This window comes from Pseudonocardia kujensis (assembly GCF_021283305.1).
Classification (GTDB): Bacteria; Actinomycetota; Actinomycetes; order Mycobacteriales; family Pseudonocardiaceae; genus Pseudonocardia; species Pseudonocardia kujensis.
Genome location: NZ_JAJSOK010000027.1, coordinates 13,231 through 34,430, shown reverse-complemented (window position 1 = coordinate 34,430; position 21,200 = coordinate 13,231). Strand labels below are relative to the sequence as shown.

General features: G+C 71.5%; 21 protein-coding genes. 7 read left to right on the top strand and 14 right to left on the bottom strand.

What is annotated here, in order from left to right; translation table 11 throughout:
- Positions 1-172: 172 nt before the first annotated feature.
- Complete coding sequence (locus LWC35_RS19825) at positions 173-463, top strand: ANTAR domain-containing protein (protein WP_232871652.1); 291 nt, start codon at positions 173-175, stop codon at positions 461-463.
- Between the two features lie 124 nt (positions 464-587).
- On the opposite strand, the gene LWC35_RS19820 is transcribed toward LWC35_RS19825, so the two are convergent.
- The 5 genes from LWC35_RS19820 to LWC35_RS19805 all read right to left on the bottom strand — a co-directional run bounded on the left by LWC35_RS19820 (position 588) and on the right by LWC35_RS19805 (position 5,652).
- The gene (locus tag LWC35_RS19820; RefSeq protein WP_308194604.1) at positions 588-2,186 is read right to left on the bottom strand and encodes an amylo-alpha-1,6-glucosidase; all 1,599 of its coding nucleotides are present in this window, start codon (positions 2,184-2,186) and stop codon (positions 588-590) included.
- 66 nt (positions 2,187-2,252) lie between these two features.
- The gene (locus tag LWC35_RS40365) at positions 2,253-2,756 is read right to left on the bottom strand and encodes a glycogen debranching N-terminal domain-containing protein (protein WP_308194603.1); all 504 of its coding nucleotides are present in this window, start codon (positions 2,754-2,756) and stop codon (positions 2,253-2,255) included.
- A 294-nt stretch (positions 2,757-3,050) separates the two neighbouring features.
- On the bottom strand, positions 3,051-4,136 hold the full coding sequence (locus LWC35_RS19815) for a VOC family protein (RefSeq protein ID WP_232871651.1): 1,086 nt from the start codon (positions 4,134-4,136) through the stop codon (positions 3,051-3,053).
- A gap of 299 nt (positions 4,137-4,435) precedes the next feature.
- Positions 4,436-5,206: an SDR family NAD(P)-dependent oxidoreductase gene (locus tag LWC35_RS19810; protein WP_232871650.1), complete on the bottom strand. Its 771-nt coding sequence runs from the start codon at positions 5,204-5,206 to the stop codon at positions 4,436-4,438.
- On the bottom strand, positions 5,203-5,652 hold the full coding sequence (locus LWC35_RS19805; protein ID WP_232871649.1) for a tautomerase family protein: 450 nt from the start codon (positions 5,650-5,652) through the stop codon (positions 5,203-5,205). The genes LWC35_RS19810 and LWC35_RS19805 overlap by 4 nt, the downstream gene beginning before the upstream one ends.
- Before the next feature lie 179 nt (positions 5,653-5,831).
- Between LWC35_RS19805 and LWC35_RS19800 the strand changes: the two genes are divergently transcribed.
- The 3 genes from LWC35_RS19800 to LWC35_RS19790 are packed head-to-tail and all read left to right on the top strand — an operon-like array spanning position 5,832 to position 9,213.
- Complete coding sequence (locus LWC35_RS19800) at positions 5,832-6,713, top strand: acetaldehyde dehydrogenase (acetylating) (RefSeq protein ID WP_232871648.1); 882 nt, start codon at positions 5,832-5,834, stop codon at positions 6,711-6,713.
- A complete protein-coding gene (gene dmpG, locus LWC35_RS19795; RefSeq protein WP_232871647.1) occupies positions 6,710-7,759 on the top strand; it encodes a 4-hydroxy-2-oxovalerate aldolase in 1,050 nt (349 codons plus the stop codon). The genes LWC35_RS19800 and dmpG overlap by 4 nt, the downstream gene beginning before the upstream one ends.
- On the top strand, positions 7,759-9,213 hold the full coding sequence (locus tag LWC35_RS19790) for an aldehyde dehydrogenase (RefSeq protein ID WP_232871646.1): 1,455 nt from the start codon (positions 7,759-7,761) through the stop codon (positions 9,211-9,213). Before dmpG ends, LWC35_RS19790 begins: the two co-directional genes overlap by 1 nt.
- A gap of 267 nt (positions 9,214-9,480) precedes the next feature.
- Here the strand turns inward: LWC35_RS19790 and LWC35_RS19785 are convergent, their stop codons facing one another.
- The 9 genes from LWC35_RS19785 to LWC35_RS19745 form a co-directional block, all read right to left on the bottom strand.
- On the bottom strand, positions 9,481-10,521 hold the full coding sequence (locus LWC35_RS19785; RefSeq protein WP_232871645.1) for a 2Fe-2S iron-sulfur cluster-binding protein: 1,041 nt from the start codon (positions 10,519-10,521) through the stop codon (positions 9,481-9,483).
- A gap of 49 nt (positions 10,522-10,570) precedes the next feature.
- Positions 10,571-11,785 carry a cytochrome P450 gene (locus tag LWC35_RS40360; RefSeq protein ID WP_232871644.1) on the bottom strand — a complete coding sequence of 405 codons (1,215 nt, stop codon included), beginning with the start codon at positions 11,783-11,785 and terminating at the stop codon, positions 10,571-10,573.
- Between the two features lie 163 nt (positions 11,786-11,948).
- Entirely contained in the window at positions 11,949-13,211 is a 1,263-nt protein-coding gene (locus LWC35_RS19775; protein ID WP_232871643.1) for an acyl-CoA dehydrogenase family protein, read from the bottom strand.
- A gap of 181 nt (positions 13,212-13,392) precedes the next feature.
- Complete coding sequence (locus LWC35_RS19770; protein WP_232871642.1) at positions 13,393-13,590, bottom strand: tautomerase family protein; 198 nt, start codon at positions 13,588-13,590, stop codon at positions 13,393-13,395.
- 1 nt (position 13,591) lies between these two features.
- On the bottom strand, positions 13,592-14,389 hold the full coding sequence (locus tag LWC35_RS19765) for a 2-keto-4-pentenoate hydratase (protein WP_232871641.1): 798 nt from the start codon (positions 14,387-14,389) through the stop codon (positions 13,592-13,594).
- A gap of 4 nt (positions 14,390-14,393) precedes the next feature.
- Entirely contained in the window at positions 14,394-15,188 is a 795-nt protein-coding gene (locus tag LWC35_RS19760) for a 2-keto-4-pentenoate hydratase (protein WP_232871640.1), read from the bottom strand.
- 44 nt (positions 15,189-15,232) lie between these two features.
- Positions 15,233-16,048, bottom strand: coding sequence for an IclR family transcriptional regulator (locus LWC35_RS19755; RefSeq protein ID WP_232871639.1), 816 nt, complete (start codon positions 16,046-16,048; stop codon positions 15,233-15,235).
- Positions 16,049-16,215: 167 nt separating this feature from the next.
- On the bottom strand, positions 16,216-17,208 hold the full coding sequence (locus LWC35_RS19750; protein ID WP_232871638.1) for an AraC family transcriptional regulator: 993 nt from the start codon (positions 17,206-17,208) through the stop codon (positions 16,216-16,218).
- 583 nt (positions 17,209-17,791) lie between these two features.
- Positions 17,792-18,241 carry a GreA/GreB family elongation factor gene (locus LWC35_RS19745; protein ID WP_232871637.1) on the bottom strand — a complete coding sequence of 150 codons (450 nt, stop codon included), beginning with the start codon at positions 18,239-18,241 and terminating at the stop codon, positions 17,792-17,794.
- 913 nt (positions 18,242-19,154) lie between these two features.
- Here LWC35_RS19745 and LWC35_RS19740 point away from each other — a divergent pair.
- The 3 genes from LWC35_RS19740 to LWC35_RS19730 all read left to right on the top strand — a co-directional run bounded on the left by LWC35_RS19740 (position 19,155) and on the right by LWC35_RS19730 (position 21,125).
- Positions 19,155-19,568, top strand: coding sequence for a hypothetical protein (locus LWC35_RS19740; RefSeq protein WP_232871636.1), 414 nt, complete (start codon positions 19,155-19,157; stop codon positions 19,566-19,568).
- Positions 19,569-19,719: 151 nt separating this feature from the next.
- Entirely contained in the window at positions 19,720-20,166 is a 447-nt protein-coding gene (locus tag LWC35_RS19735) for a DUF1931 family protein (RefSeq protein ID WP_232871635.1), read from the top strand.
- Positions 20,166-21,125, top strand: coding sequence for an AraC-like ligand-binding domain-containing protein (locus LWC35_RS19730; protein WP_232871634.1), 960 nt, complete (start codon positions 20,166-20,168; stop codon positions 21,123-21,125). The genes LWC35_RS19735 and LWC35_RS19730 overlap by 1 nt, the downstream gene beginning before the upstream one ends.
- Positions 21,126-21,200: the final 75 nt, after the last annotated feature.

Here is a 21,200-nt window from a genome sequence, read left to right as displayed (position 1 = left end):
CATGCCTATTCCGGACCGCGGCGTCCGCGGATCGGTCGCTCTGCCGATGTCGGACGGCCGAACGCACCCGCACCCTGGACGTCCGAGGCACAGACGTTCACGGGAGACCGGCGACGACGGCGCACCGGCCGGTCCGCACACGTGGGCCTACGAGGAGGAGGACCAGGACTCGATGACCCTCAGCTTGCCAGCGGAGGCACCGGCCACGCCGGCGCAGCGCTCCGACGTCCGCATCGAGCTCGACCAGCTGCAGGCGCGGGCCAGGTCGGCGGAGGACAGGGCGGACAACCTGGAGCGCGCGCTGGCCACCAACCGACGGATCGGCATCGCGATCGGCATCCTGATGTGCCAGCGCCAGCTCACGGACGACCAGGCCATCGCGACCCTCAAGGCCGAGAGCCAGCACCGCAACATGAAGGTACGAGAGCTGGCCGAGACGGTGATCTCCACGGGGACGCTCTGAGAAGTCTTCGGCGTCGATCTCACGGCGGCCACGGTGCGGGCCCTGCGCGGCGGGGTACGCATTCCGCCCGCGATGACGGGAGCGACCTGAGCCGGCCCGGCGCCGACCGGGAGCCGACTCGGCGTCACGCAGGGAACGAGTCCTCCAGCAGACAGGGCTCGCAGCGCAGGTCGACGCCTGAGGGCACGCCCTCCACCAGCGTCTCGGCACCGGTCACCTCCACGCTGAGGCGGCCGGCCCCGAGGGCCACCCCCTCGACCCGCAGCGGGGCGAAGGCCCGGGGGAGCACGGGGTCGACCCACAGCCGCCCCCGGGGAAGCTCCGGGTCGAACCGCAGCAACGTCCGGACGAGCTGGACCGGGGTGGCCGAGGCCCACGCCTGCGGCGAGCAGGAGGTCGGGTAGGGCACCGGCTCGGGGAACTCACCGCGGTCGAAGCCGCAGAACAGTTCCGGCAGCCGGCCCCCGAAGTGCTCCGCCGCCTCGAGAAGCGCCTCCGCGATGCGCTGCGCCGACGCCACGAAGCCGTAGCGCATGAGCCCGGCGACGACGAAGGCGTTGTCGTGCGGCCAGACCGAGCCGTTGTGGTAGCTGACCGGGTCGTAGGCACCCATGGCGCTGCTGAGCGTGCGCACACCCCAGCCCGTGAACATCGCCGGGGAGACCAGGTGCTCGGCAACCAGGGGTGCCTTGTCGGCGTCCACGATGCCGCTCCACAGACAGTGACCCATGTTCGATGCGCAGGCGTCGACCGGGTTCTTGTCCCGGTCCAGGGCCAGGGCGTACCAGCCCCGCTCCGGTAGCCAGAACCGCTCGTTGAAGGCCGTCTTGAGTGCCGACGCCCGCTCGGACCAACGCCGCGCCCCCGCCTCGTCGTCCAGCCAACGGGCGAGCTCGGCGCGGGCGCGGAAGGCGTCGTAGGCGTAACCCTGGACCTCGCAGAGCGCGATCGGTGCCTCGGCCGGGCGGCCGTCGGCGAACGTGATCCCGTCCCAGGAGTCCTTCCAGCCCTGGTTCTGCAGCCCGCGGTCGGTCGCCCGGCGGTATTCGATGAACCCGTCCCCGTCGCGGTCGCCGTGGTGCTCCATCCACGCCAGCGCCCGGTCCGCGTGCGGCAGCAGCTCCTCGACCGACTGCCGCTCGCCGCCCCACCGGGCGAACTCCCCGAGCAGCACCACGAACAGCGGCGTGGCGTCCACCGTCCCGTAGTAGATGCTGCCGCCCCCCAGGGACAGACCGGAGTCCACGCCCGGTCGCACCTCGTGCAGGATCCGGCCGGGCTCCTCCTCGGTCACCGGGTCGATGGCGCGCCCCTGGTGGCGTGCGAGGGTCCTCAGGGTGCCGAGCGCCAGGCTCCGGTCGACCGGCAGCGCCATGTAGGCGGTCAGCAGCGAGTCCCGGCCGAACAACGCCATGAACCAGGGAGCTCCCGCGGCGACCGCGGCGAGTGCAGGGTCCTCGGGGTCGAAGATGCGCAACGCCCCCACGTCCTCCTGGCTGCGCCGCAACGTCCGCTGCAGGCTGTCGTTCCCGGCCGTGGCGATCGGGGTGGTCTCCCGCCATCGCTGCAACCGAAGGGCCGGCAGGGCTTCCCGTTCCGGCCGGTTCAGCGGGAAGGCGGCTTCGACCGCCTCGCCGTCCAGGACGGGCCGCACCAGCAGCGACGCCGACCACTGACCGCGCGCGGGGACGAGGGCGTCGTACCGGATGCTCCCCGCTCCCACACCGCCCCTGGACGCAACCACCGTGCCGCCGGGCGCCTCGACCATCGCCCCCCGATGGGTTCCCCGCTACTGCAGACCCAGGTAGAGGCGGTCGTCCTGGGCCTGCACCCGCGGCTCGCCGCGCGGGTGGACGCGCCCCTCCTTGACCTCGAAGAGGTCCGCGAAGTCCGCCTCGACGGCGACCGTGACGGTGCACGTCGTCGGCTCGGCCCCCGGGTTGCGCAGCACCAGGTCCTCCCGGAGCCCGTTGCCGATCCGCCGGTCACGCTGCACCAGGAGGTTGGTGTCGGTCCGGCCGAAACGGCGGGCGAGCCGGCCGAGGAAGGTCGCACGGTAGGGGTCGGGGGTCATCGCCACCAGCGGGTCGGGGATCTCGCCGTCGACCCGCAGGTCCCAGCGGGAAAGGATGCGGGTGTCACGGAAGAAGACGCCGCACGGCCCGGTGCCGCCGATGTCCCCGCCGGACGTGCAGATGCAGAAGGACGAACCTTCGACCAGGGTCACCGCGCCCGCGCCGACGCGTGCCGGTTCGTTCTCCGGATTCCACTTCTCCGGCAGTGAGGCGCCCATCGTCACCGCTCTCCGTCGTCCCTGCGCAGAGGGCCCACGTTCGTTCCGGCGGGCGACGACGGCAATCGGTCGTTCTGCCGATGGCGGCGGTCATGCTCGGACGAAGGGAGAGGCGGTCGGCACCGGCCGCGACGAGCCGAGAGACGATCGTGCCGTCCCGGGCGTCCTCCGAGCTGCGTGGTGTCGTGCCGGTGCACCCGGCCGGCGCGGCCGGCTCGACGTCCTCGGCGGGGCCGGTCGGCGCGGGTGACGGGCGCGGCCGAAGCACGCACCCGTCACCCGGCACGGGAGCTGCTAGTGCGCAGGCACGCCCGAGACGTGCGGCGACTGCTCGACGGCGTCCGGGACGGCGGCGGCAGCGGACTCCGCCTCGGGGGTGGGGTGCGGGCCGCCCGCGAACTGCACGATGTGGTCGGTGAGCGTGAGCTTGCTCGGCGTGCCGTAGGTGAAGTAGGTCTCGAAGGGCAGCTTCGCCCCGCCGATCGCCAGGCCGGTGTCGATGTCCGACATCTGCCAGGTGCGGGTCTCCCAGTCCGGCTCCAGCGACAGCACTCCGGTGTCGCCGAAGAGCTCGATCCGGTTGCCGCCGGGCTCGAAGACGTAGAGGAACGAGCCCTGGGTGATGCCGTGCTTGTCCGGACCGGTCTCGATCTGGATGTCGTAGTCGCGGAACATCTCCGCCGCGTCGATGTTGTGCTGCGGGATCCCGTAGTACATGGCGACGTGGTGCAGGCGGCCCCGCTCGCCGAGCGTGTCGCGCATGCAGGCGACCTCGTGGCCGAGGATGTTGGAGCTCATCCACGCGCCGATCTCGACCTGGCCGTCCACGACCCGCTCGGTGGTGCGGAAGCCGAGGTGACGCTCGAACGAGTCCCTGACCGGGCTGACGTCGCTGGCCATGAGGTTGATGTGGTCGATGCGCTTGACCGGGAGCCCCTGCAGCGGCTTCTTCGACGGACGGCTGAGGATCTTGCTCTGCAGCTCCGGCGGCGCCTGGTACTTCTCGGCCTCCCAGACCAGGGAGAGGTTGTGCCCGTCGGGCGACTGGAACTGCAGGGTCTTGCCGTAGCCGAACTCGTTCTCGGTCCAGGTGACGTCGGCGCCCGTGTCCTTCAGCGCCTTGGCGCGGCGGTCGAGCGCCTCGGGCGAGCTGGTGCGCAGCGCAGCGTGACCGAGGCCGGCCCGAGGAGCCTCGGTGATCTTGATGCTCCACTGGTAGGGGTCCTCGTACGCCCGCAGGTAGACCGACTGGCCCTCGCGGCGGGTCTCGTACATCCCGAGCAGCTTGGTGAAGAACCAGAGGGTGCCGTCGGGGTCCGGCGTGAACAGCTCGGTACGGGCGAGGTGGGCCACCTCGTGTCGGGGACTGGTCTCACTCATCGTTCTCTCCTCGGAACGTGGTGCGGTGCCGGGCACCGCCGTGGACGTGCCCGCTGAGCCGGAAGATCAGTTCCGACATGCCGGAAGCGGGCGGGCAGTGACGAGGTGGGCGCCGCGGGCCGTGCGGCGAAGCGGACACCCACCGAGCACCCCCGCGCCGATCGGGTGACCTCGTCGTCGGTGCTGCCATGCCGGTGAACGTCGCAGACCGCCTGCGGCCTGGCCACGCGCATCCGGCCACCGCGGACACCGACGTTCGCGGCGGCCGTCCCTTTCCGCACTCACGGAAGGGCAGCCCGTCAGAACAGGCCGCGCCGGGCGCCGCTGTCGAGAGCGAGGGTGGCACCGTGGAGGGCGACGGCCTCCGGGTCGAGCAGCAGCGCGACGGCCCACGCCACCTCGCCCACCGTCGTCAGGCGGTGCATCGGGGAATGCTCGCGGTACTCGTCGAGGACCTCCTCACGCGTGACGCCCCGGTGAGCGGCCGCGGCCTCGGCGAGGCCTCTCAGCCGCGCGGTGTCCAGCGGCCCGGGCGCGACGAGGTGCGCGGTCACCCCGCGCGGTCCGTAGTGGTCGGCGAGCTGACGCACGAGGTTGGCCAGCGCCGCGTTGGTCACTCCCGCACCGCACGCCTGCGGTTGGGGTTCGGAGCCGAAGTGCCCTCCCACCGCGACGATCCTGCTGCCGGGGCCGAGCAGGGGCTCGGTCGCCCGAACGACCCGCAGCAGGCCCCCCAGCTTCAGACCCACCAACGTCCCGAGGAGGCCGGGGTCGACCGAGGACAGCGGCCCGCTCACCGGGAGGCCGGCCGCCTGGACGACCATCCGCACCGGCTCGCCGACCCGCTCGCACGCCGCCGCGACCAGCGCCCCACAGCGGTCGTCGCCCACGTCGGCGGGGCACGGGAGCACCGCCGGATCGTCCGCGGCCAGCCCGGCAAGCCTGCCCTCGTCGCGCGCAACCGCCACGACCGCGAGCCCGGCCTTGCGGAGTCGGCGGAGGACGGCCCCGCCGACGGCCCCGGTCGCCCCGACGACGACGGCCTGCCCACCGGCGCCCGAAGAGCTCACTGCGGGGTCCCCGCAGCCGCTCGGGCAGCGATCTCGGAGGCGCGGGTCGTGAACGCCGGGACCCCGCCGATGCCCCAGTCCTGCGGGTCGACCTCGATGGCGCGGCCCCGGACGAGCTCGCGTCTCACACCGAGGTGGCTCACCACCAGGTCGGTGAACGCGGCCAGCAGGTTCTGTCGTTGGGCGAGCGGACGGCCCTTCAGCACGATGAACTCGAAGAACGGCGCGGTGAGATCGGTCGGGTCTTCGAGCGAGGCCTCCACGTCGTCGACGAACGCGCCCGCCACGAACGTCAGCGCCGGATCGTGGAAGCGGACGAAGACCCGCACCCGGTCCATGGGCGAGTCCAGCTCGTGCGCGTAGGTGGCGGCGCAGGCGGCCACCAGGGCGCGGATGTCGTCGGGCCGATGGCGGCCGTCGACCAGGTGCAGCGTCAGGATCGGCATGAGAGCGCAGTCTCGCCGCTGACGCCTCGACCGCGGGCCGTCGTCATCGATATCCGAACCCGGCGGCCGCACCCCCGGGCACTGTTCGACCATCCGGAAGGCCGGCCTGGCCGGCCCGTCCCGGCGCCTAGCTTCGCGGCATCGGGGCCCATCTGGGGTCCGGAACAGGAAAGGTGACGATGACTGCGCGAGTACAGGCAGCGATCGTCGGTTCCGGCAACATCGGAACCGACCTGCTCTACAAGCTTCAGCGCTCCGCGCTCGTGGAGCCCCGCTACATGATCGGCATCGACCCGGCCAGCGAGGGACTCGAGCGCGCGGGGGACCTGGGTCTGGAGACCTCGGCCGAGGGGGTCGACTGGCTGCTCTCGCGGCCGGAGCCCCCGCAGATCGTGTTCGAGGCGACATCGGCGAAGGTGCACGCCGCAGCCGCGCCACGCTACGCCGAGGCCGGGATCCGCGCGATCGACCTGACCCCTGCCTCCGTCGGCCCCTACGTCGTGCCCGCCGTCAACCTCGACGAGCACGTCGACGCTCCGAACGTGAACATGGTCAGCTGCGCCGGCCAGGCGACGATCCCGATCCTGTGGGCCGTCAACGAGGCCGCGGACGTCGCGTACGGCGAGATCGTCGCCGCCATCGCCAGTGCGAGCGCAGGCCCCGGCACCCGGCAGAACCTCAGCGAGTTCAGCGAGAAGACGGGCCGCGCACTGGCCCAGGTCGCCGGGGCCGACCGGGCGAAGGCCATCTCGGTGATCAACCCCGCCGAGCCGCCCATGATCATGCGGGACACCGTGTACGCGAAGGTCCGCAACCCCGACGCCACCCGCATCGAGCAGGCCGTCCGCGACATGGTCGCCAAGGTCCAGCAGTACGTCCCCGGCTACCGCCTTCGCTTCGTCGAGGTCGAGGGCGACCAGGCCACCGTCATGCTCGAGGTGGAGGGTGCGGGCGACTTCCTGCCCACGTACGCCGGGAATCTCGACATCATCACCGCCGCCGCCGTCCAGGTCGCCGAGGCGATGGCGCGCAAGACCCTCACGGACGGAGTCCCCGCATGAGCGACACCCAGCGCCCCAAGGTCACCCTCGTCGACACCAGCCTGCGCGACGGGATGAGCAGCGTCTCGCACAAGTTCACGCCCCAGCAGGTTGCGGAGATCTCCAGGGGCCTCGACAAGGCGGGCATCACCACGATCGAGGTCGCCCACGGCATCGGGCTCGGCGCGTCCTCGATCCAGTACGGGTTCGCCGCGGCCACCGACCCGGAGTACGTGCGGGCGGCCGTGGAGGCCACGAGCCAGGCAGACATCGCGGTGCTCTACGTGCCGGGCATCGCCACCCTCGCCGAGCTCGAGGCCGCGATCGACGCCGGCGCGAAGACCGTGCGCGTCGCGGTGCACTGCACCGAGGCCGACTGTGCCGAGCAGCCCGTCGTCTGGGCGCGCGAGCACGGTATGCGGGTGATGAGCTTCCTCATGATGAGCCACAAGCTCGAGCCGGGCGCCCTGGCCGAGCAGGCCGCGAAGCTCGACTCCTACGGCGCCCAGGTCATCTACGTGGTCGACTCCGCGGGGGCGATGGTCCCGAAGGCGGCCGGCGCCCGGGTCGCCGCCGTGCGGGAGGCGGTGAGCGCCGATCTGGGCTTCCACGCCCACAACAACCTCGGGGTCGGGATCGCCAATGCGCTGACGGCCGCCGAGGAGGGCGCGACCTTCATCGACGGCTCCCTGCGCGGCCTCGGCGCCTCCGCGGGCAACGCACAGACCGAGGTCCTCGCCGCCGCCTTCGAGCGCGCCGGATACGACACCGGCGTGGACCTGTTCCCGCTGATCGACACCGCCGAGCACGTCGTGGCGCCCCTCATGAAGGAGCCGCAGATCGTCGACGAGACCGCGCTCGTCCTCGGCTACGCCGGGGTGTACTCGACCTTCTTCCACCCCACCAAGCGGGCGGCGAAGAAGTACGGCGTCAAGGAGCGCGACATCCTGATGGAGCTCGGCAGGCGCGGTGTGATCGGGGGCCAGGAGGACATGATCATCGACGTGGCCGCCGAGCTGGCCGGTCTGGGCGAGCACGCGACGCTGCCCGAGAAGGTGGACGCCTGATGCCGGTACCTACGCGCGTCCGGCACCTGATCGGCGGGGAGTGGGTCGACTCCTCCGACGGTGGGACGTTCGAGACCCACGACCCTCACGACCAGTCCCTCCTGGGCACCGTCGCCCGCGGCACCGTCGAGGACGGCACGCGGGCCGTCACCGCTGCCCGCACGGCCTTCGACGAAGGCCCGTGGCCGTCGATGACGCCGAAGGAGCGGGCGCGGATCCTGCACGCCGTGGCCGATGCGGTCGACGCACATCGCGACGAGCTGGCGATGCTCGAGACCCGCGACGGCGGCAAGGTGCTCTCGCACATGCTCCACGCGGAGATTCCGCGGGTGGCGCACAACCTGCGGTTCTTCGCGGACTTCGCGGCGATGGCCTCGAACGAGGCCTACCCCGACGGGCCGTTGCTGTCCTACGTCCTGACCCCACCAGCGGGTGTCGTCTCCGCGATCAGCCCGTGGAACGCGCCGCTGATGCTCGCGTCCTGGAAGTTCGCCCCGGCGCTGGCCTTCGGCAACACCGTGGTGCTCAAGCCCGCCCCGCAGACCCCCCTGTCCGCTGCGCGGTTCGCCGAGCTCGCGCTCGAGGCGGGGCTCCCGGAGGGCGTGCTCAACGTCGTGCAGGGCTTCGGCGGGGACGAGGTGGCGGGCCCCCTCACCTCCGACCCCCGCGTCGACCGGATCACCTTCACCGGCTCGACCGCGACCGGGCGCAAGGTCATGGCGGCGGCGGCGCAGAACCTCACCCCGGTCTCGGCCGAGCTGGGGGGCAAATCCGCCAACGTCGTGTTCGACGACGCGGATCTCGAGGTCGCGACGGACGTGGCGATCAAGGGCGTCTTCGCCGGTAGCGGCCAGGTCTGCCTCGCGGGCACCCGGCTGCTCGTCCAGCGGGGCATCCTCGACGACTTCCTCGCCCGGTTCACGGAGAAGGCCCGAGCTCTCACCGTCGGCGATCCCAAGGCCGAGGGCACACGCATGGGCCCGCTGATCGAGGGACCACACCTGGACAAGGTCCACGGCTACGTGGAGCTCGCCCAGACCGAGGGCGGCAAGGTCCTCACCGGTGGTACCCGGCTCGGGGGTGACCTCGCGAGCGGCTTCTACTACCCGCCGACGATCATCACCGGTTTGACCAACCAGGCCCGCACGGCGCGCGAGGAGATCTTCGGCCCGGTCCAGACGGTGATCCCGTTCGACACCGAGGACGAGGCCCTCGCCATCGCCAACGACAGCCCGTACGGACTGGCCGGGATCCTCTGCACCCAGAACCTCGACCGCGCCCATCGGCTGGCCTCGAGATGGCAGGCCGGCATGGTGTGGATCAACTGCTTCTTCGAGCGCGACCTGCGGCTGCCCTTCGGCGGCGAAGGGCAGAGCGGCGTCGGCCGCGAGGGCGGTACCTACTCGCGGGAGTTCTTCACCAACCCGCGGGCGGTCACCCTGCGCATGCACTGACGGGGCCGAGGGGCCCGGCCCGTCGCTGCCCCTCGCCCGGTTCTCGCGGTCGCTGCGACACCTCGAACATGAGGAGTTGCAGCGACCGCGGCCGTTGTGGGGCGGGATGTGGGTCGGGGGGGTCGGCTCGGGAAGCAGTCGTGTCGCCGCCCGGGACGGGAACGTCATCCCGCCTGCGTCGACTACCGTCCGCCTGACGATCCACGGTGTGGCAACGACCCCTGGAATCCGCCGTGGTCGATCGCGGGGTGTGGCAGGAGGACGTGTTCAGGAGGCCGCGGCGTCGGCGTCGGGCAAGGGAGGCGCGACGGTGAACTCCTCCTTGAAGATGAGGCGCGGGGACATGCGCCTGCGCTTGAGGGCCTTCACCGCCGCGGTCACCATCGCCGGCGGGCCGCACAGGTAGGCGCTCATCCCCTTGCAGGAGGCGAAATCGGCCACCACGGCGTCGGTCACCATGCCGGTCGCGCCGCCCCAGTCCTGCTCGCTGAGCACCGGCCGGTAGTGGACGTGCTCGTGGCGGGCGTCGAGCTCCCGGAAGAACTCGACGTCGTAGAGGTCGACCTCGCGCCGGCCACCGTGGTAGACGTACAGCTCCGGCGCCAGGTCCTCGGCGAGTGCGTGCTGCACGATCGACTTCAGCGGGGCGAGCCCCGTGCCGCCCCCGATGAGGATCACCGGACCCTCGACCTTGTCGACGAGGTGGAACTGGCCGAGGGGGCCGCGCAGGGATATCCGGTCCCCCACCGCCAGCGAGCGGAAGATCCAGCCCTCCGTGGCGGCACCGCCCTCGGTCAGCTTGATGTGGAACTCCAGCAGGCGGGCCTCCGACGGCGGATTCGCCATCGAGTACTGCCGGGCGAGCGCCGTTCCGGGTATCAGCAGCTCCGCGTACTGGCCCGCGTTGAAGTGCATCTCCTCGTCGAGCGCGACGACCAGCCGCCGGGTCGCGGCGGCGATGTCGTCGAGCACGACGACGGTCCCCTCGTGATCGCGCAACGGGTGGTGGGGAACCCGGTCGTCGACGGCGCCCAGTGGCTCGACCACGAGGTCCGAGCGGGGGGTGACCCGGCAGGCCAGGACCAGCCCCGAGTCGCGTTCCTCCGAGGTCAGGGTGTACTCGGGTGAGTCGCGGTGGTCCACCTGACCGCAGAGGACCTTGAGCTTGCAGGTGCCACAGGTGCCCTGGGTGCACGAGTGGGGCAACCATTGGTTCGCGCGCAAGGCGCCGTCGAGGACCGACTGGTCCTCTCCGACCGCGATGTCCACGTTCTTGCCCGTGACCCGAACCGTGTACTTGTCCGCCATCTTCGAACGACTCCGCTCCAGCTCCGTTGCACCCGCAGTGGGCGGGCTCCTAGACCTCCCACTTCACGAACAGCTGCTTGGGTCCGCGGAAGCCCCAGCCCCAGAAGTCGACCTCGTGGTCGGTGTCGCGCTCGAGGTTGGGGATGGACTCGAAGAGCTCCTCGAGTGCGATGCGGACGACGGCGTTGGCGAAGTAGGTACCGGCGCACGCGTGCTTGCCGCCGCCGAAGGTCATCGTCGGCTTGACCGGTCGGTCCATGTCGTACCGGCTCGGCGCGTCATAGGCGTGCTCGTCGTGGTTCGCCGAGCCGTAGGTGAGCATCACGATCGAGCCCTCCGGCAGGTCCACGCCGCCGACCGTGACGTCCCGCGCGGCCCGCTTGACGACCGCGGACCAGATCGGGGCGACCCAGCGCATGCCCTCGGCGACCGCACGCGGGATCAGCTCCGGGTCGTCGACGACGCGCTCCAGCTGCTCGGGCCTGCTGAACAGACCGGCCAGGGTGGTGGCCATCGCGTGCCCGGGCTCCTGCATCGCCCCGAGCAGGAAGACGTAGAGGTTGGGGTAGATGACGTCCCGGCTGCGGGTCTGCCCCTCGGGCATGCCGTCGTGGAGCCAGTGCGAGATCGCGGTGTGGTCGGGCTCGGTGATCCACTTGTCGATCTTCGGGTCGACGTGGGCGATGATCTCCGCCTTGGCCTCGTCACCCGGCCGGAAGCCCTCGGGGTTGGCGAACTCGCCGTTCTCGTCCACCGCGGCGTTGGTGAAGGACACGCTGAGCTTGTGGAACCACTCGCGCAGCTTGTCCGTACTGACGTCGTCGAGGCCGAGCAGGTCGCCGAGCGCGCGGACGCTGACGGGCTCGCAGTAGGCCGCGACGATGTCGGCGTGGCCGTCGTTCTCGAAGGCGGCGATCCGCTCGCGGGCGAAGGGCCGCACCAGGTCGTCGATGTACTTGTCCACCGCCGTGGGCTGCAGGTGGGGCTCGACCATGTCGCGGAGCTCGCGGTGCTCCTCACCGTTGGTGTTGAGCAGCGCGCCCGGCCCGAACGTCCGGCCGCCCGCCGCGGAGATCACCGCCGGCCAGTTCTCGTCGTCGCGGGAGATCTGCTCGCACAGCTCACGGGTGGAGACCAGGTGCATCCCCAGCGCGGGCACGAACGCCACCGGAGCCTCCTTCCGCAGCCGCTCGTAGAACGGGTACGGGTCGGCTTCGAGCTCCTCGATGGTGATGTCGTTGACGAAGTCCGGAGTGATGGTCACGGTGCTCCTCGTTCGGGTCGGGCCTGCCGACGTTGGCTGGCGCTCGTGCACTGGCTGTAGGTTCGACGTGCGCGATCGGCGTCACAACGCGTGTTCCGGCATGGTGGACAACGAGCCCTCCCGAGGGACCCTTGTACGGGTTGCCCACCGGACGGCCCGGAGATCACCCCGTGATGTCGCGGCCGAGGATCTGCCGCGCGATGACCCACTTCTGGATCTCGTTGGCGCCCTCGTAGATCTCGCCGATCTTGCAGTCCCGGTAGATCGCCTCCACCGGGCCGGGAGCGTCGTCGGCGCCCCGCTGCGTGGTGAAGCCGAAGCCGCCGAACACCTGCACGGCGTCTCGGGCGATGTCAGCCGACAGCCGGGTGCCGATCAGCTTGGCCATCGCGGCCTCGGGCTCCGGGAACGGGATGCCGGAGTCCAGCCGCAAGGCCGCCTTCAGGTACAGGTCTCGGGCCACCTCGAGCTCGGTCGCACGGTCCGCCATGAGGAACTGCCAGTGCTGCCTGCCCCCGAGCGGTCCGCCGAACGCCTCCCGGGTGCGCAGGTGCTCGACCATGTGGTCGAAGGCCGCCTGAGCCATACCGACACCGGCCGCGGCGATCCCGATCCGGCCGTACGTCAGGGTCTGCAGGGCGATCTTCAGCCCGCCACCCTCGACACCGAGCACGGCCTCCGGGCCGAGCCGAACATCGTCGAGCACGACGTCGGCGGTGATCTGGCCACGGTTGCCCAGCTTGCGGTCCGGCGTGCCGATGCTGAGACCCGGAGCAGTACTGGGCACGACGAACGTGGTCAGCCGCTCGCCGGTACGGGCCAGCACCACGATCACCCCTGCCACGACGGAGTTGGTGATCCAGCGCTTGCGGCCGTTGAGGACCCATTCCTCCCCGTCCCGCACCGCGACGGTCTGCACCGCAGCCGGAGACAGATCACTGGAGGCGCCGGGCTCGCTGGTCGCGAAGGCCCCGACGATCTCGCCGGCGACGATCGGCTGCAGCCAGCGTTCACGCTGCTCGGGGCTGCCCTGGTTGAGCGCGTTGCCGGCGAGGATGCAGTGCACGTCGAAGATCGCGGCGACGCTGTTGGAGTAGTAGGCGAGCTCCTCGACCGCCACCGCGGTGGCCGCGGCCGGGTGGACGAACCCGTCGCCGCCGACGTCGGTGCCGAACGGGATCCTGAAGACACCGCGCTCGGCGAGGGCGTCGAAGACGTCGCGCGGGAACCCGTCGGTGCGTTCGTCGCCGTTCGCGATCCGCGCGGCCACCGGCGCCACGGTCTCGCTCGCGGCCTTGCGAACGCGGGCCCGGACCGCGCGGATCTCCTCGGGGGCCCACAGATCGTGGTAGAGCCGATCCGCCACGCGCTCCGGCCCCGCAGGCCGCTCGCTCGTCCTGGTGCTCTGGTCGTCGACTGCGGTCACGTGAGCTCTCCTGCTCGCCACTGACATCGGCCTGTCGCGGCGGTTGCGCACGCGACCCCCACAGCCAGCCCGACATCGGCAGGGGAGACAACCCGCTGTCCGCAGAAGGGAACAGGAAGGGCGACGGCACGGGTCGTGTCCAGGGTTGCGGAACACCGCCCGGGCCGTCGCCGGTGCAGTCCTACTGCGCGGCGCGGCGCTCGGCGATCGTCACATCACCGGCGGCCCAGTGCGTGGGCGGGCACTCGCGGACGACGACCCTGATCGAGTTCACCGGTGCGTCGACCGCGCGGTGCGCAGCCTCGGTGAGCTCCCTGATCAGCGCGCGGAGCTGTTCGGGGGAGCGTCCCTCCGCGAGGGTGACGTCGATGAACGGCATCTCAGCCTCCAGCGAGGGTGATCGATCCGAGGTGGGTGAAGTGTGCGGCCACCCGCGATCCGGGGGCCACGGGTACCGCGTCGGTCATCCCACCGGTCAGCACGGTCCAGCCCGCCTCGATGGCCAGGCCGCGCTCAGCGAGGGTGTTGGCGGCGAAGGCGAGCGCCTCGCCCGGGTGCCCGAGCACCGCGGCACCGGTGGCGCTGTCCATGACCTGGCCGTCGACCTCCAGGAGGCAGGCCTCCAGCGCCAGGTCGAGGCTCTCCGGCGGCAGTCCGACCGCGCCGGTGACGTAGACGCCGGACGAGTTGTTGTCGGCCACCGCGTCGGCCAGGGTGAACGTGAATCCCGAGTACCGGCTGTCGATGATCTCGATCCCCGCGTACACGTGCCCCACGGCGGCCATCGCCGACGTCGCCGTCACGCCCGGCCCGGCCAGCCGGCGCTTCATCACGAAGACGATCTCCGGTTCGGCCCGCGGGTGGATGAGCCGGGACCGAGGAACCGGGTCGCCTGCGGGAAGCGCCATGGCGTCGGTCAGCCATGCCACCGAGGGGGCATCCACCCCCATCTGGCGTTGCTTGGCGCGGGAGGTCAGCCCCAGTTTGAGCCCGGTCACGGTCTCGCCCCGCGCGACCCTGCGGGCCAGGGCGTCGTCCTGGGCGGCGTAGGCGGTCGCCAGGTCGAGCCCGGGCCATTCGGCCTGGATGGATCCGCGGGCGGAGGTCGTGTCCTCGGCCTCGAGCAGGATGGTTGCGACCCGTCCGGCCGACCACTCCTGGTCCGTGCTGCTGCTCATTGCGCTAGTCCTCCTCGGGGCCCAGCAGGGCGGTGACCGTGCCGAGGCCGGCGATCGTGGTGACGGCGGTGTCGCCGGGGGCCAGGGGAACCGCCTTGGTCATCGACCCGGGCAACACGACGTGACCCGGTTCGAGCGTCACCCCGAGTGCCCCCACGGTGTTGGCCAGCCAGACCAGCGAGTTGAGCGGTGACCCCAGCACCGCCCCGCCCGCCCCGGTCTCCACCAGCTCTCCGTTGCGGTGCAGCGTGCATCCGACCAGGCGCAGGTCCAGCTCGGCCAAGGGGACGGGACGGCTGCCGAGGATCACGCCGCCGGAGGAGGCGTTGTCCGCGACAGTGTCGACGATGGAGATCTTCCAGTCGCTGATGCGCGAGTCGACGATCTCGAGTGCCGGCAGGACGAACTCGACAGCGCGCACCGCGTCCGCGACCGTCACACCGGGGCCCTTGAGCGGCCGTCCCAGGACGAAGGCGACCTCGGGCTCGATCCGCGGCTGCAGGTAGGTCGCGCTCGGAACGGGCTCGTTCTCCAGATGGAACATCGACTGCGTCAGGTGCCCGAAATCCGGCTGGCCCACGTTCATCTGACGCTGGATCGCCCGCGAGGCCAGCCCGACCTTGTGCCCGCGGACCGAGTCGCTGCGGCGCGTCCACTCCTCGACCTGTGCCTGCTGGATCGCGTACGCGTCGGTCAGGGTGGCGTCGGGGTGATCGGCGATCACGGGGTGGGTGGGCGAGCCCGCCTCGTACGCGGCGAGCAGTCTCGTGGCCGTCTCGGCCACATCGTCGACGTTCATCAACCGTCCTCGGGTCGGCGTTCAAGGAGTGGGAGGACCGGGGCTCACGAGCCGACGGCAACCGCCGGTGTCGTGGGGTCGTCACGGACCACGGACAGGCGAGGCGTGGGGCCGGTGGCCGCCGCGACGCGGCGCGAGACCTCCGAGGCCGCGGCGATCACGGCACGCTTGAACTCGTTCCGCGCCGGGGCGAAGCGGCTGGCTGGAACGGTCATGCTGACCGCCGCCACGACCCCGCCGAGGTCGTCGCGGACCGGGGCCGCCACGCAGTGCACCTCCTGGACCGCCTCCGCCTGGTCGAAGGCGCACCCACCGCGTCGCACGGCCTCCAGCTCGCGCTCCAGGGCGCGAGGGTTGGTGATCGTGCTCGGGGTCAGCCTGCGCAGCGGCTTGTCGGTGACGAACCGACGGACCTCCTCGGGATCCCGGTTGGCCAACAGGACCTTGCCGACCGCGCTGCAGTGGGCGTCGAGTTGAGCGCCGATCCGTGCCCCGACGACGTTGATGACGTGATTACCGACGATCTTGTCGACGTACAGCACCTTGTGGCGCTCCATCACAGCCAGGTGGCTGGTTTCGCCGTAGCGTTCCACGAGATCCTGGAGCACCGGCGCGGCTGCGGACCGGACGTCGACCGTCCCGCGGAGAGTTTCGCTCAGCTCGACGATCCGCCAGCCGATGCGGTACCGGCCTCGCGTGCGGCACTGCAGCAGCCCCGTCTCCACCAGGCTGGAGAGCAGGGCGTGGGCACTCGAACGGGGGACCCCGATGGCCTCCGCGACCTCGGAGACGCCCCACTCCGGGCGATCGATCGTGAAGAGATCGAGAACGGGCCCGATCTTCTGGACAGTCTGCAGCATTCCGGCTGTCCTTCCTGCGATCCAACGACGGTGTTGTCACGTGCGAGACGGCCGCGGACCTGCGTCCTGCGGTCGTGATCGCCTCGTCGAGGCTATGAAGCAGGTCACCGGTCCGCGATCCGGCACGCGCACGGGCGCTGTCCAGAAGGCGCACGAGCGCCGCGGGCTCAGCGCCCGGTGCCAAGCGCCTCCGACGGCGTCTGGCCGTAGGCCGCGCGGTGCCGGGCGGCGAAGCGACCCAGATGGGTGAAGCCCCACCGATGGGCGATCTCCGCGACGGAGCTCTGATCGGGGTCGGCGTTGATGAGCTCGGTGTGCGCGCGGCGCAACCGGAGCTCACGGAGATGCTCCATCGGCGTCCGTTGGAGGTGCTGTCGGAAGCCGACCTGCAAGCCTCGGACACTCGACCCCACCGCGGCCGCCACCTCGGTGATCGTCAGCGGCTCGGCGACGTGCTCCTCCATGTAGGCCTTCGCGCGGCGCAGCACCGCGGGCACTGCGGCCTCGCTCGGCTTCTCCAGGACGTCCACGAGGTAGGGGTGCTCGACGGCGTGCAGGAATCCGACCAGGAGGCTCTGGGTCAGCGGGCGCATGACCAGTTCGTTGTTGAGCAGGGCCAACCCGTCGTCGGGCGCCGCGAACAGCTCGGCGACGGATCGAGCCACGGCCCACCACGCCGAGCCTCGGCCTGCCCTGAGGTCGAGGGAGGACGCCAGGTCGACCGGGCCTCGGATCCTTCTGCCGACGAGGTCGGCGAGCTGGGCCTCGAGCGCTGTACGGTCCAGCTTGAGCCCGAGGAGCGGACGGTCCCGCCCGAAGCCCTGCATGGCCGTGGCGCCGTAGGGCCGGAATACGACGGCCCGCCCGGACGACGCCACGACGTGGTCGGGCCCCGACCAGCTGTCCACGGACCCCACGAGCGGGATGTTGACCTCGTAGGCCGTCTCCTGGTCCCCGGTCTCGATCCGTACCGGTTCCGAGTAGCTGAGCAGCCCGACCGTCACCGCGCCGTGGGAGACGGCACACAAGGACATGTCGAAGGGGCGCGTGTCGTCGAGGGGAACGAGGCGATGAGGGAAGTAGACGGACGTCCCGAACCGCTGGGCGTCGTCGACCGCGGTGCATCGCACCGCGACGGCCTCGCCCGTCGCCTGATCCATTGTCGACCTCCGCTGACGGCGGACCACCCAAGGTTACCAACGGTCCGGAACAACACGCCTGCATGCTCGGCCGCTCCGAGTACCTGGCTCACCACGGGCCCGTTTCGCGCAGAGGTACGCCGCGACGCGGACGAACGAGCTCGCGGTGGCCGGACGCGCCGCAGAGGTGATGGGGCCGGACCACGGGCCGACGCCGGCCGGCCGAGTTCCGGACGGCGTCGCGGGCAGCGAAGATCGAGGCACCGTCGGCGGTCTGGTGCGTGCGAGCCGACGTAGGTCAGCCGGTCCACAACGGACGACAGCGTCGACGCCACCACGAACGTCGGCATCAGGCTCACCCAGTTCCCAGCTGCACTGCCTCCCCGGACGGCACTCTTCTACGCGACCCTCAGCCGGCCCCCGGGCCCTGTCCCGAATATCCGAACGGCGACGCGCCGGGTGGCCCGAGGATCCGGTAGATCGGAAAAGGCCGTGTCGGTGCACGTGGCCGGCCAGGCATCCCCACGCAGAGGTCGGTCGGCCGCCCCCGGCGCTGGGTGCCGCCGCGGTGCACGACACCTGCCAGATTCGCGCAGACAGCCGACTACACGGGTCGGCGCACCCGTTCGACACGTGCCCGCAGGCTCCCCTCGGGGGCGGTCCACTCGATCTCCTCCCCCGGCCGGGCCCCGAGCAGTGCTCGTCCGAGAGGGCTCTCGGGCGTGACCGCCGGGACGTCCTCGTCGGGAAACCGGGTGACCTGCACGGCCTCCCGGGACCCGTCCGGGTAGCGGAGCGTCACCACGCTGTACGAGCCGACCCGCTCGGACAGGTCCCCGTCCGGCCGACCCGTCTTCGAGAGGTAGTGCACGAGATCGCGAATGCGCCGCTCGATCCAGTCGATCTCGTCACGGAGCTCGGTGATGGAGCCGTGCTCGCCGAAGTCGTGTGGCTGGTGGTCGTCGGCCACGAGGCTCTCCCGGAGCTCGCGACGGCGGGTCCGCAGCAGCTCCAGTTCCTCGAGAAGGGCGTGACGCTCGTCGTGCGCGGCCATTGTCATATCCCACGCTGGCACGCGGCAGCGCGGGCCGGGCCCGGCCCACGAGGGCGGACTCGGACCGCGCGTTCCTCCCGGGAGGGTCAGAACGGCTGGCCGCGACCGGAGGAGAGTGCGGTGGAGACGTGCGGTGCGGAGGTCGCCGACCCGTCCCCGGTGAGGGAGGTCCGTGGCTCGGCGGCGGCCTGGTCCTGCTCCTCGGCGGGCTCCCCGCCCGGACGGGAGTGCTGTCGCGGCTGGGCGATCTGCCCGGCGATGTCAAGATCAGCAGCGGCAGCACCCGGCTCTGCATCCCGGCCACTCGATGCCCTGACGACCTGCATGCCCAGCGGCAGGGCAGGCCGGCCAAGGCCGTGGGGGCGGTTGCGACGTCGGGCCGAGTCCGATCAGTCGATTTCAGCCCGCCGGACCGGGGATCCACGCGGTTGACACGGCCGAGACTGGAGGTCCCTGACGTCACCGGGAGGGCTCATGACCACGACCTCGAAGCTCGCGGCCCCTTCGCCACCCTGGCTGCACCAGCACGGCCACGAACTGCAGGCCTTCGGCACGGTCCGGCACGTCCCCGTCGCCCTTCGAGTGGATCACGTTCGTCGCGGTGTCCGACGACCGGGGCGCGGCGCCGGAGGAGGCCGTCGCCTCCCGGCCGCTGCGCGTGGCTCGAGCACCGGCGGGCGAAGTGTCGCGACCGGGCCGTCACCGCCGCCGGGGAGGGCGGCGAGGCCGACGCCATCCCCACGCCGAGGGGACCCGCACCACCCCATTCCCGATCCCGGCCGTGCCCACGCTGCTGGTGCTGCGCGGCGGGGAGGTCGCCGCCCGGTGGGCGGGGCCGCTCCCGTGGCGGTGTTACGGCGCTGGCCGGACGACGCCCCGCCGAACCGAAACCCTCCGAAGAGAAGGAGCCGTCATGAAGGGACACGACCTCGCCTGGCAGCTGCCGTTGCGGCTGACCGCAGGCACGTACGTCCTGGACTCGGGCCTGCACAAGCGGGATCCCGACGAGGAGACGGCGAAGTACCTGCACGGTTTCGCCAGCGGGGCCTACCCGTTCCTGGACGCCGTCGAGCCGGTCACCTTCGCCAAGTCGCTGGCTACGGCCGAGATGCTGATCGGGGCCGCGCTCGTCGTCCCGCTCGTCCCGGCACGACTGGCAGGCCTCGGGCTGCTCGGGTTCGGGGCCGGGCTGCTCGGCCTGTACGCGCGGACACCGGGGATGCGCAGGCCCGGCACGGTCTTCCCCACGCAGGACGGCATCGCGCTGGCCAAGGACTCCTGGCTGGTGGCCATCGGGGCGGCGCTGGCACTGGGAGACCGCCGGTGACCGCCCCCCAGCCGGTGGTCACCGGTCCGCACGTGGCGTGGATCCGGGACGGATCGATCGAGCGGGTGGCGTCCGCGGTCGGCGGCGGAGCGATGCGGTCCGCCTGGTGCACGAGCATCTGGCGCAGGTGGGATGGCGAGGAGGCGCGGGGATGGCAGGCCCGTCGAGCGTTCCGGTGTTCGGGCGGTTCTTCCGCTCGGTGGCGCAGCTCAAGGTGGACGAGAACGACGTGAAGCAGTTCCGCGCGTTCGTCGACGAGATGGTCGACGACATCGCCATCGCGGGCCGGAACTCCGTCAGGTGGAGCGATCGGGACGTCGTCGCTCCGATGGACCTGCCGATCACGAAGGGGTTTCGGGAGCGGATGCGCGAGTTCACCAAGCTGGACGTCGACGTCCGCGCCGTGCTGGCGGAGGGCGTGCGCCGACCGCCTGCCGGCATGACCTTCTCCGAGGAGACCGAGGAAGTGCTGCCGGAGCTGTTCGGCGGCCTGAGCATCGCCTTCGCCCGGACCTTCGGCATCGGTGACCCCGAGGTCGTCGACCCGTCCACGGAACACCGGAACCCCGTCACCGACCTCCTACGGCAGGTGTCCTGATGACTACTCCCCGGTTCGCCGACGTCCATGTGGCCGACATCGGCCGGGCAGACGCCCAGCTCCCGCAGACCGTGCACCTCGATCATGTCCCGACGGCGCCGTTCGCATTCCACACCCACCGAGTCACGCGTGGCCCGCTGGTCGTCGAGGAGACCCGCGGCAGCGACGGAATCCACCTGCGGCTGCCCGATCGGCCGAGCTACCAGGTCGGGCTGCCGCTGCGCGGGCCGCTGCACGCCGACCACCGCGGCAAGGAGCTGGACCTGGGTCCGGGCCGTGCCGCCGTCTTCACCCCGTGGCCGGAGACCACGGTGATCACCGGCGACCGCTTCGACATGCTGCTGGTCGACGTCGGGTCGGCCGCGTTGGAGGACATGCTGGAGACGTTGCTCGGCCGGACCGTGCCCCGCCCCCTGCGGCTGCTCACCTCGATGACCGTGAGCTCCGCGGCAGGCCGGACGTGGGCGGGCACGGTGCGGCTGGTCGCCGAAGCCACCACCGACACATCCTCGGTGCTGGACAACCCGATGAGCGCCGAGCCGCTGCAGGACGCTCTGCTGGTTCGGCTGCTGCTCGCGGCCGACCACCCGCACCGCGACGCGCTCGACGAACGCGTACCCACGTGGGGTCCCCGGGCCGTGCGCCGATGTGTCGACTACGTCGAGGCCCATCCGGAGCGCCCGCTGACGCTGACGGGCCTCGCCGAGGATGCCGGGCTGAGTGTCCGAGCCCTCGAAGGATGTTGGCTGCGGCATCGGGACGTGCCCCCCGGGCACGACGTCGGCCGGGTCCGGCTCGGGCGGGCACACCGTGATCTGCAGTTCTACCGGCCTGGAGAGATCACGGTGACCGCGGTCGCGAGATCGTGGGGATTCCGGCCGCAGCCGTTCGTGGCGGCCTACGGAGCGCGTTTCGGCTGCTCCCCGGGGCAGACGCTGCATGGTCCCGCCTTCGCCTGACGATCAGGCCCGGTCCTGCTCGGGACGGGCCTGGAGCAACGGGGCGTCGGCCCGCTCGGGGCGGTCCTCCCACCA

Excerpts from the sequence above, each read along its gene's own strand:
- LWC35_RS19730 (WP_232871634.1), top strand. The coding sequence starts at position 20,166 with ATGACTACTCCCCGGTTCGCCGACGTCCATGTGGCCGACATCGGCCGG.
- LWC35_RS19740 (WP_232871636.1), top strand. The coding sequence starts at position 19,155 with ATGAAGGGACACGACCTCGCCTGGCAGCTGCCGTTGCGGCTGACCGCA.
- LWC35_RS19745 (WP_232871637.1), bottom strand. The coding sequence starts at position 18,241 with ATGGCCGCGCACGACGAGCGTCACGCCCTTCTCGAGGAACTGGAGCTG.
- LWC35_RS19765 (WP_232871641.1), bottom strand. The coding sequence starts at position 14,389 with ATGAGCAGCAGCACGGACCAGGAGTGGTCGGCCGGACGGGTCGCAACC.
- LWC35_RS19735 (WP_232871635.1), top strand. The coding sequence starts at position 19,720 with ATGGCAGGCCCGTCGAGCGTTCCGGTGTTCGGGCGGTTCTTCCGCTCG.
- LWC35_RS19755 (WP_232871639.1), bottom strand. The coding sequence starts at position 16,048 with ATGCTGCAGACTGTCCAGAAGATCGGGCCCGTTCTCGATCTCTTCACG.
- LWC35_RS19815 (WP_232871651.1), bottom strand. The coding sequence starts at position 4,136 with ATGAGTGAGACCAGTCCCCGACACGAGGTGGCCCACCTCGCCCGTACC.
- LWC35_RS40365 (WP_308194603.1), bottom strand. The coding sequence starts at position 2,756 with ATGGGCGCCTCACTGCCGGAGAAGTGGAATCCGGAGAACGAACCGGCA.
- LWC35_RS19790 (WP_232871646.1), top strand. The coding sequence starts at position 7,759 with ATGCCGGTACCTACGCGCGTCCGGCACCTGATCGGCGGGGAGTGGGTC.
- LWC35_RS19770 (WP_232871642.1), bottom strand. The coding sequence starts at position 13,590 with ATGCCGTTCATCGACGTCACCCTCGCGGAGGGACGCTCCCCCGAACAG.
- LWC35_RS19800 (WP_232871648.1), top strand. The coding sequence starts at position 5,832 with ATGACTGCGCGAGTACAGGCAGCGATCGTCGGTTCCGGCAACATCGGA.
- dmpG (WP_232871647.1), top strand. The coding sequence starts at position 6,710 with ATGAGCGACACCCAGCGCCCCAAGGTCACCCTCGTCGACACCAGCCTG.
- LWC35_RS19785 (WP_232871645.1), bottom strand. The coding sequence starts at position 10,521 with ATGGCGGACAAGTACACGGTTCGGGTCACGGGCAAGAACGTGGACATC.
- LWC35_RS19825 (WP_232871652.1), top strand. The coding sequence starts at position 173 with ATGACCCTCAGCTTGCCAGCGGAGGCACCGGCCACGCCGGCGCAGCGC.
- LWC35_RS19750 (WP_232871638.1), bottom strand. The coding sequence starts at position 17,208 with ATGGATCAGGCGACGGGCGAGGCCGTCGCGGTGCGATGCACCGCGGTC.
- LWC35_RS19805 (WP_232871649.1), bottom strand. The coding sequence starts at position 5,652 with ATGCCGATCCTGACGCTGCACCTGGTCGACGGCCGCCATCGGCCCGAC.
- LWC35_RS19760 (WP_232871640.1), bottom strand. The coding sequence starts at position 15,188 with ATGAACGTCGACGATGTGGCCGAGACGGCCACGAGACTGCTCGCCGCG.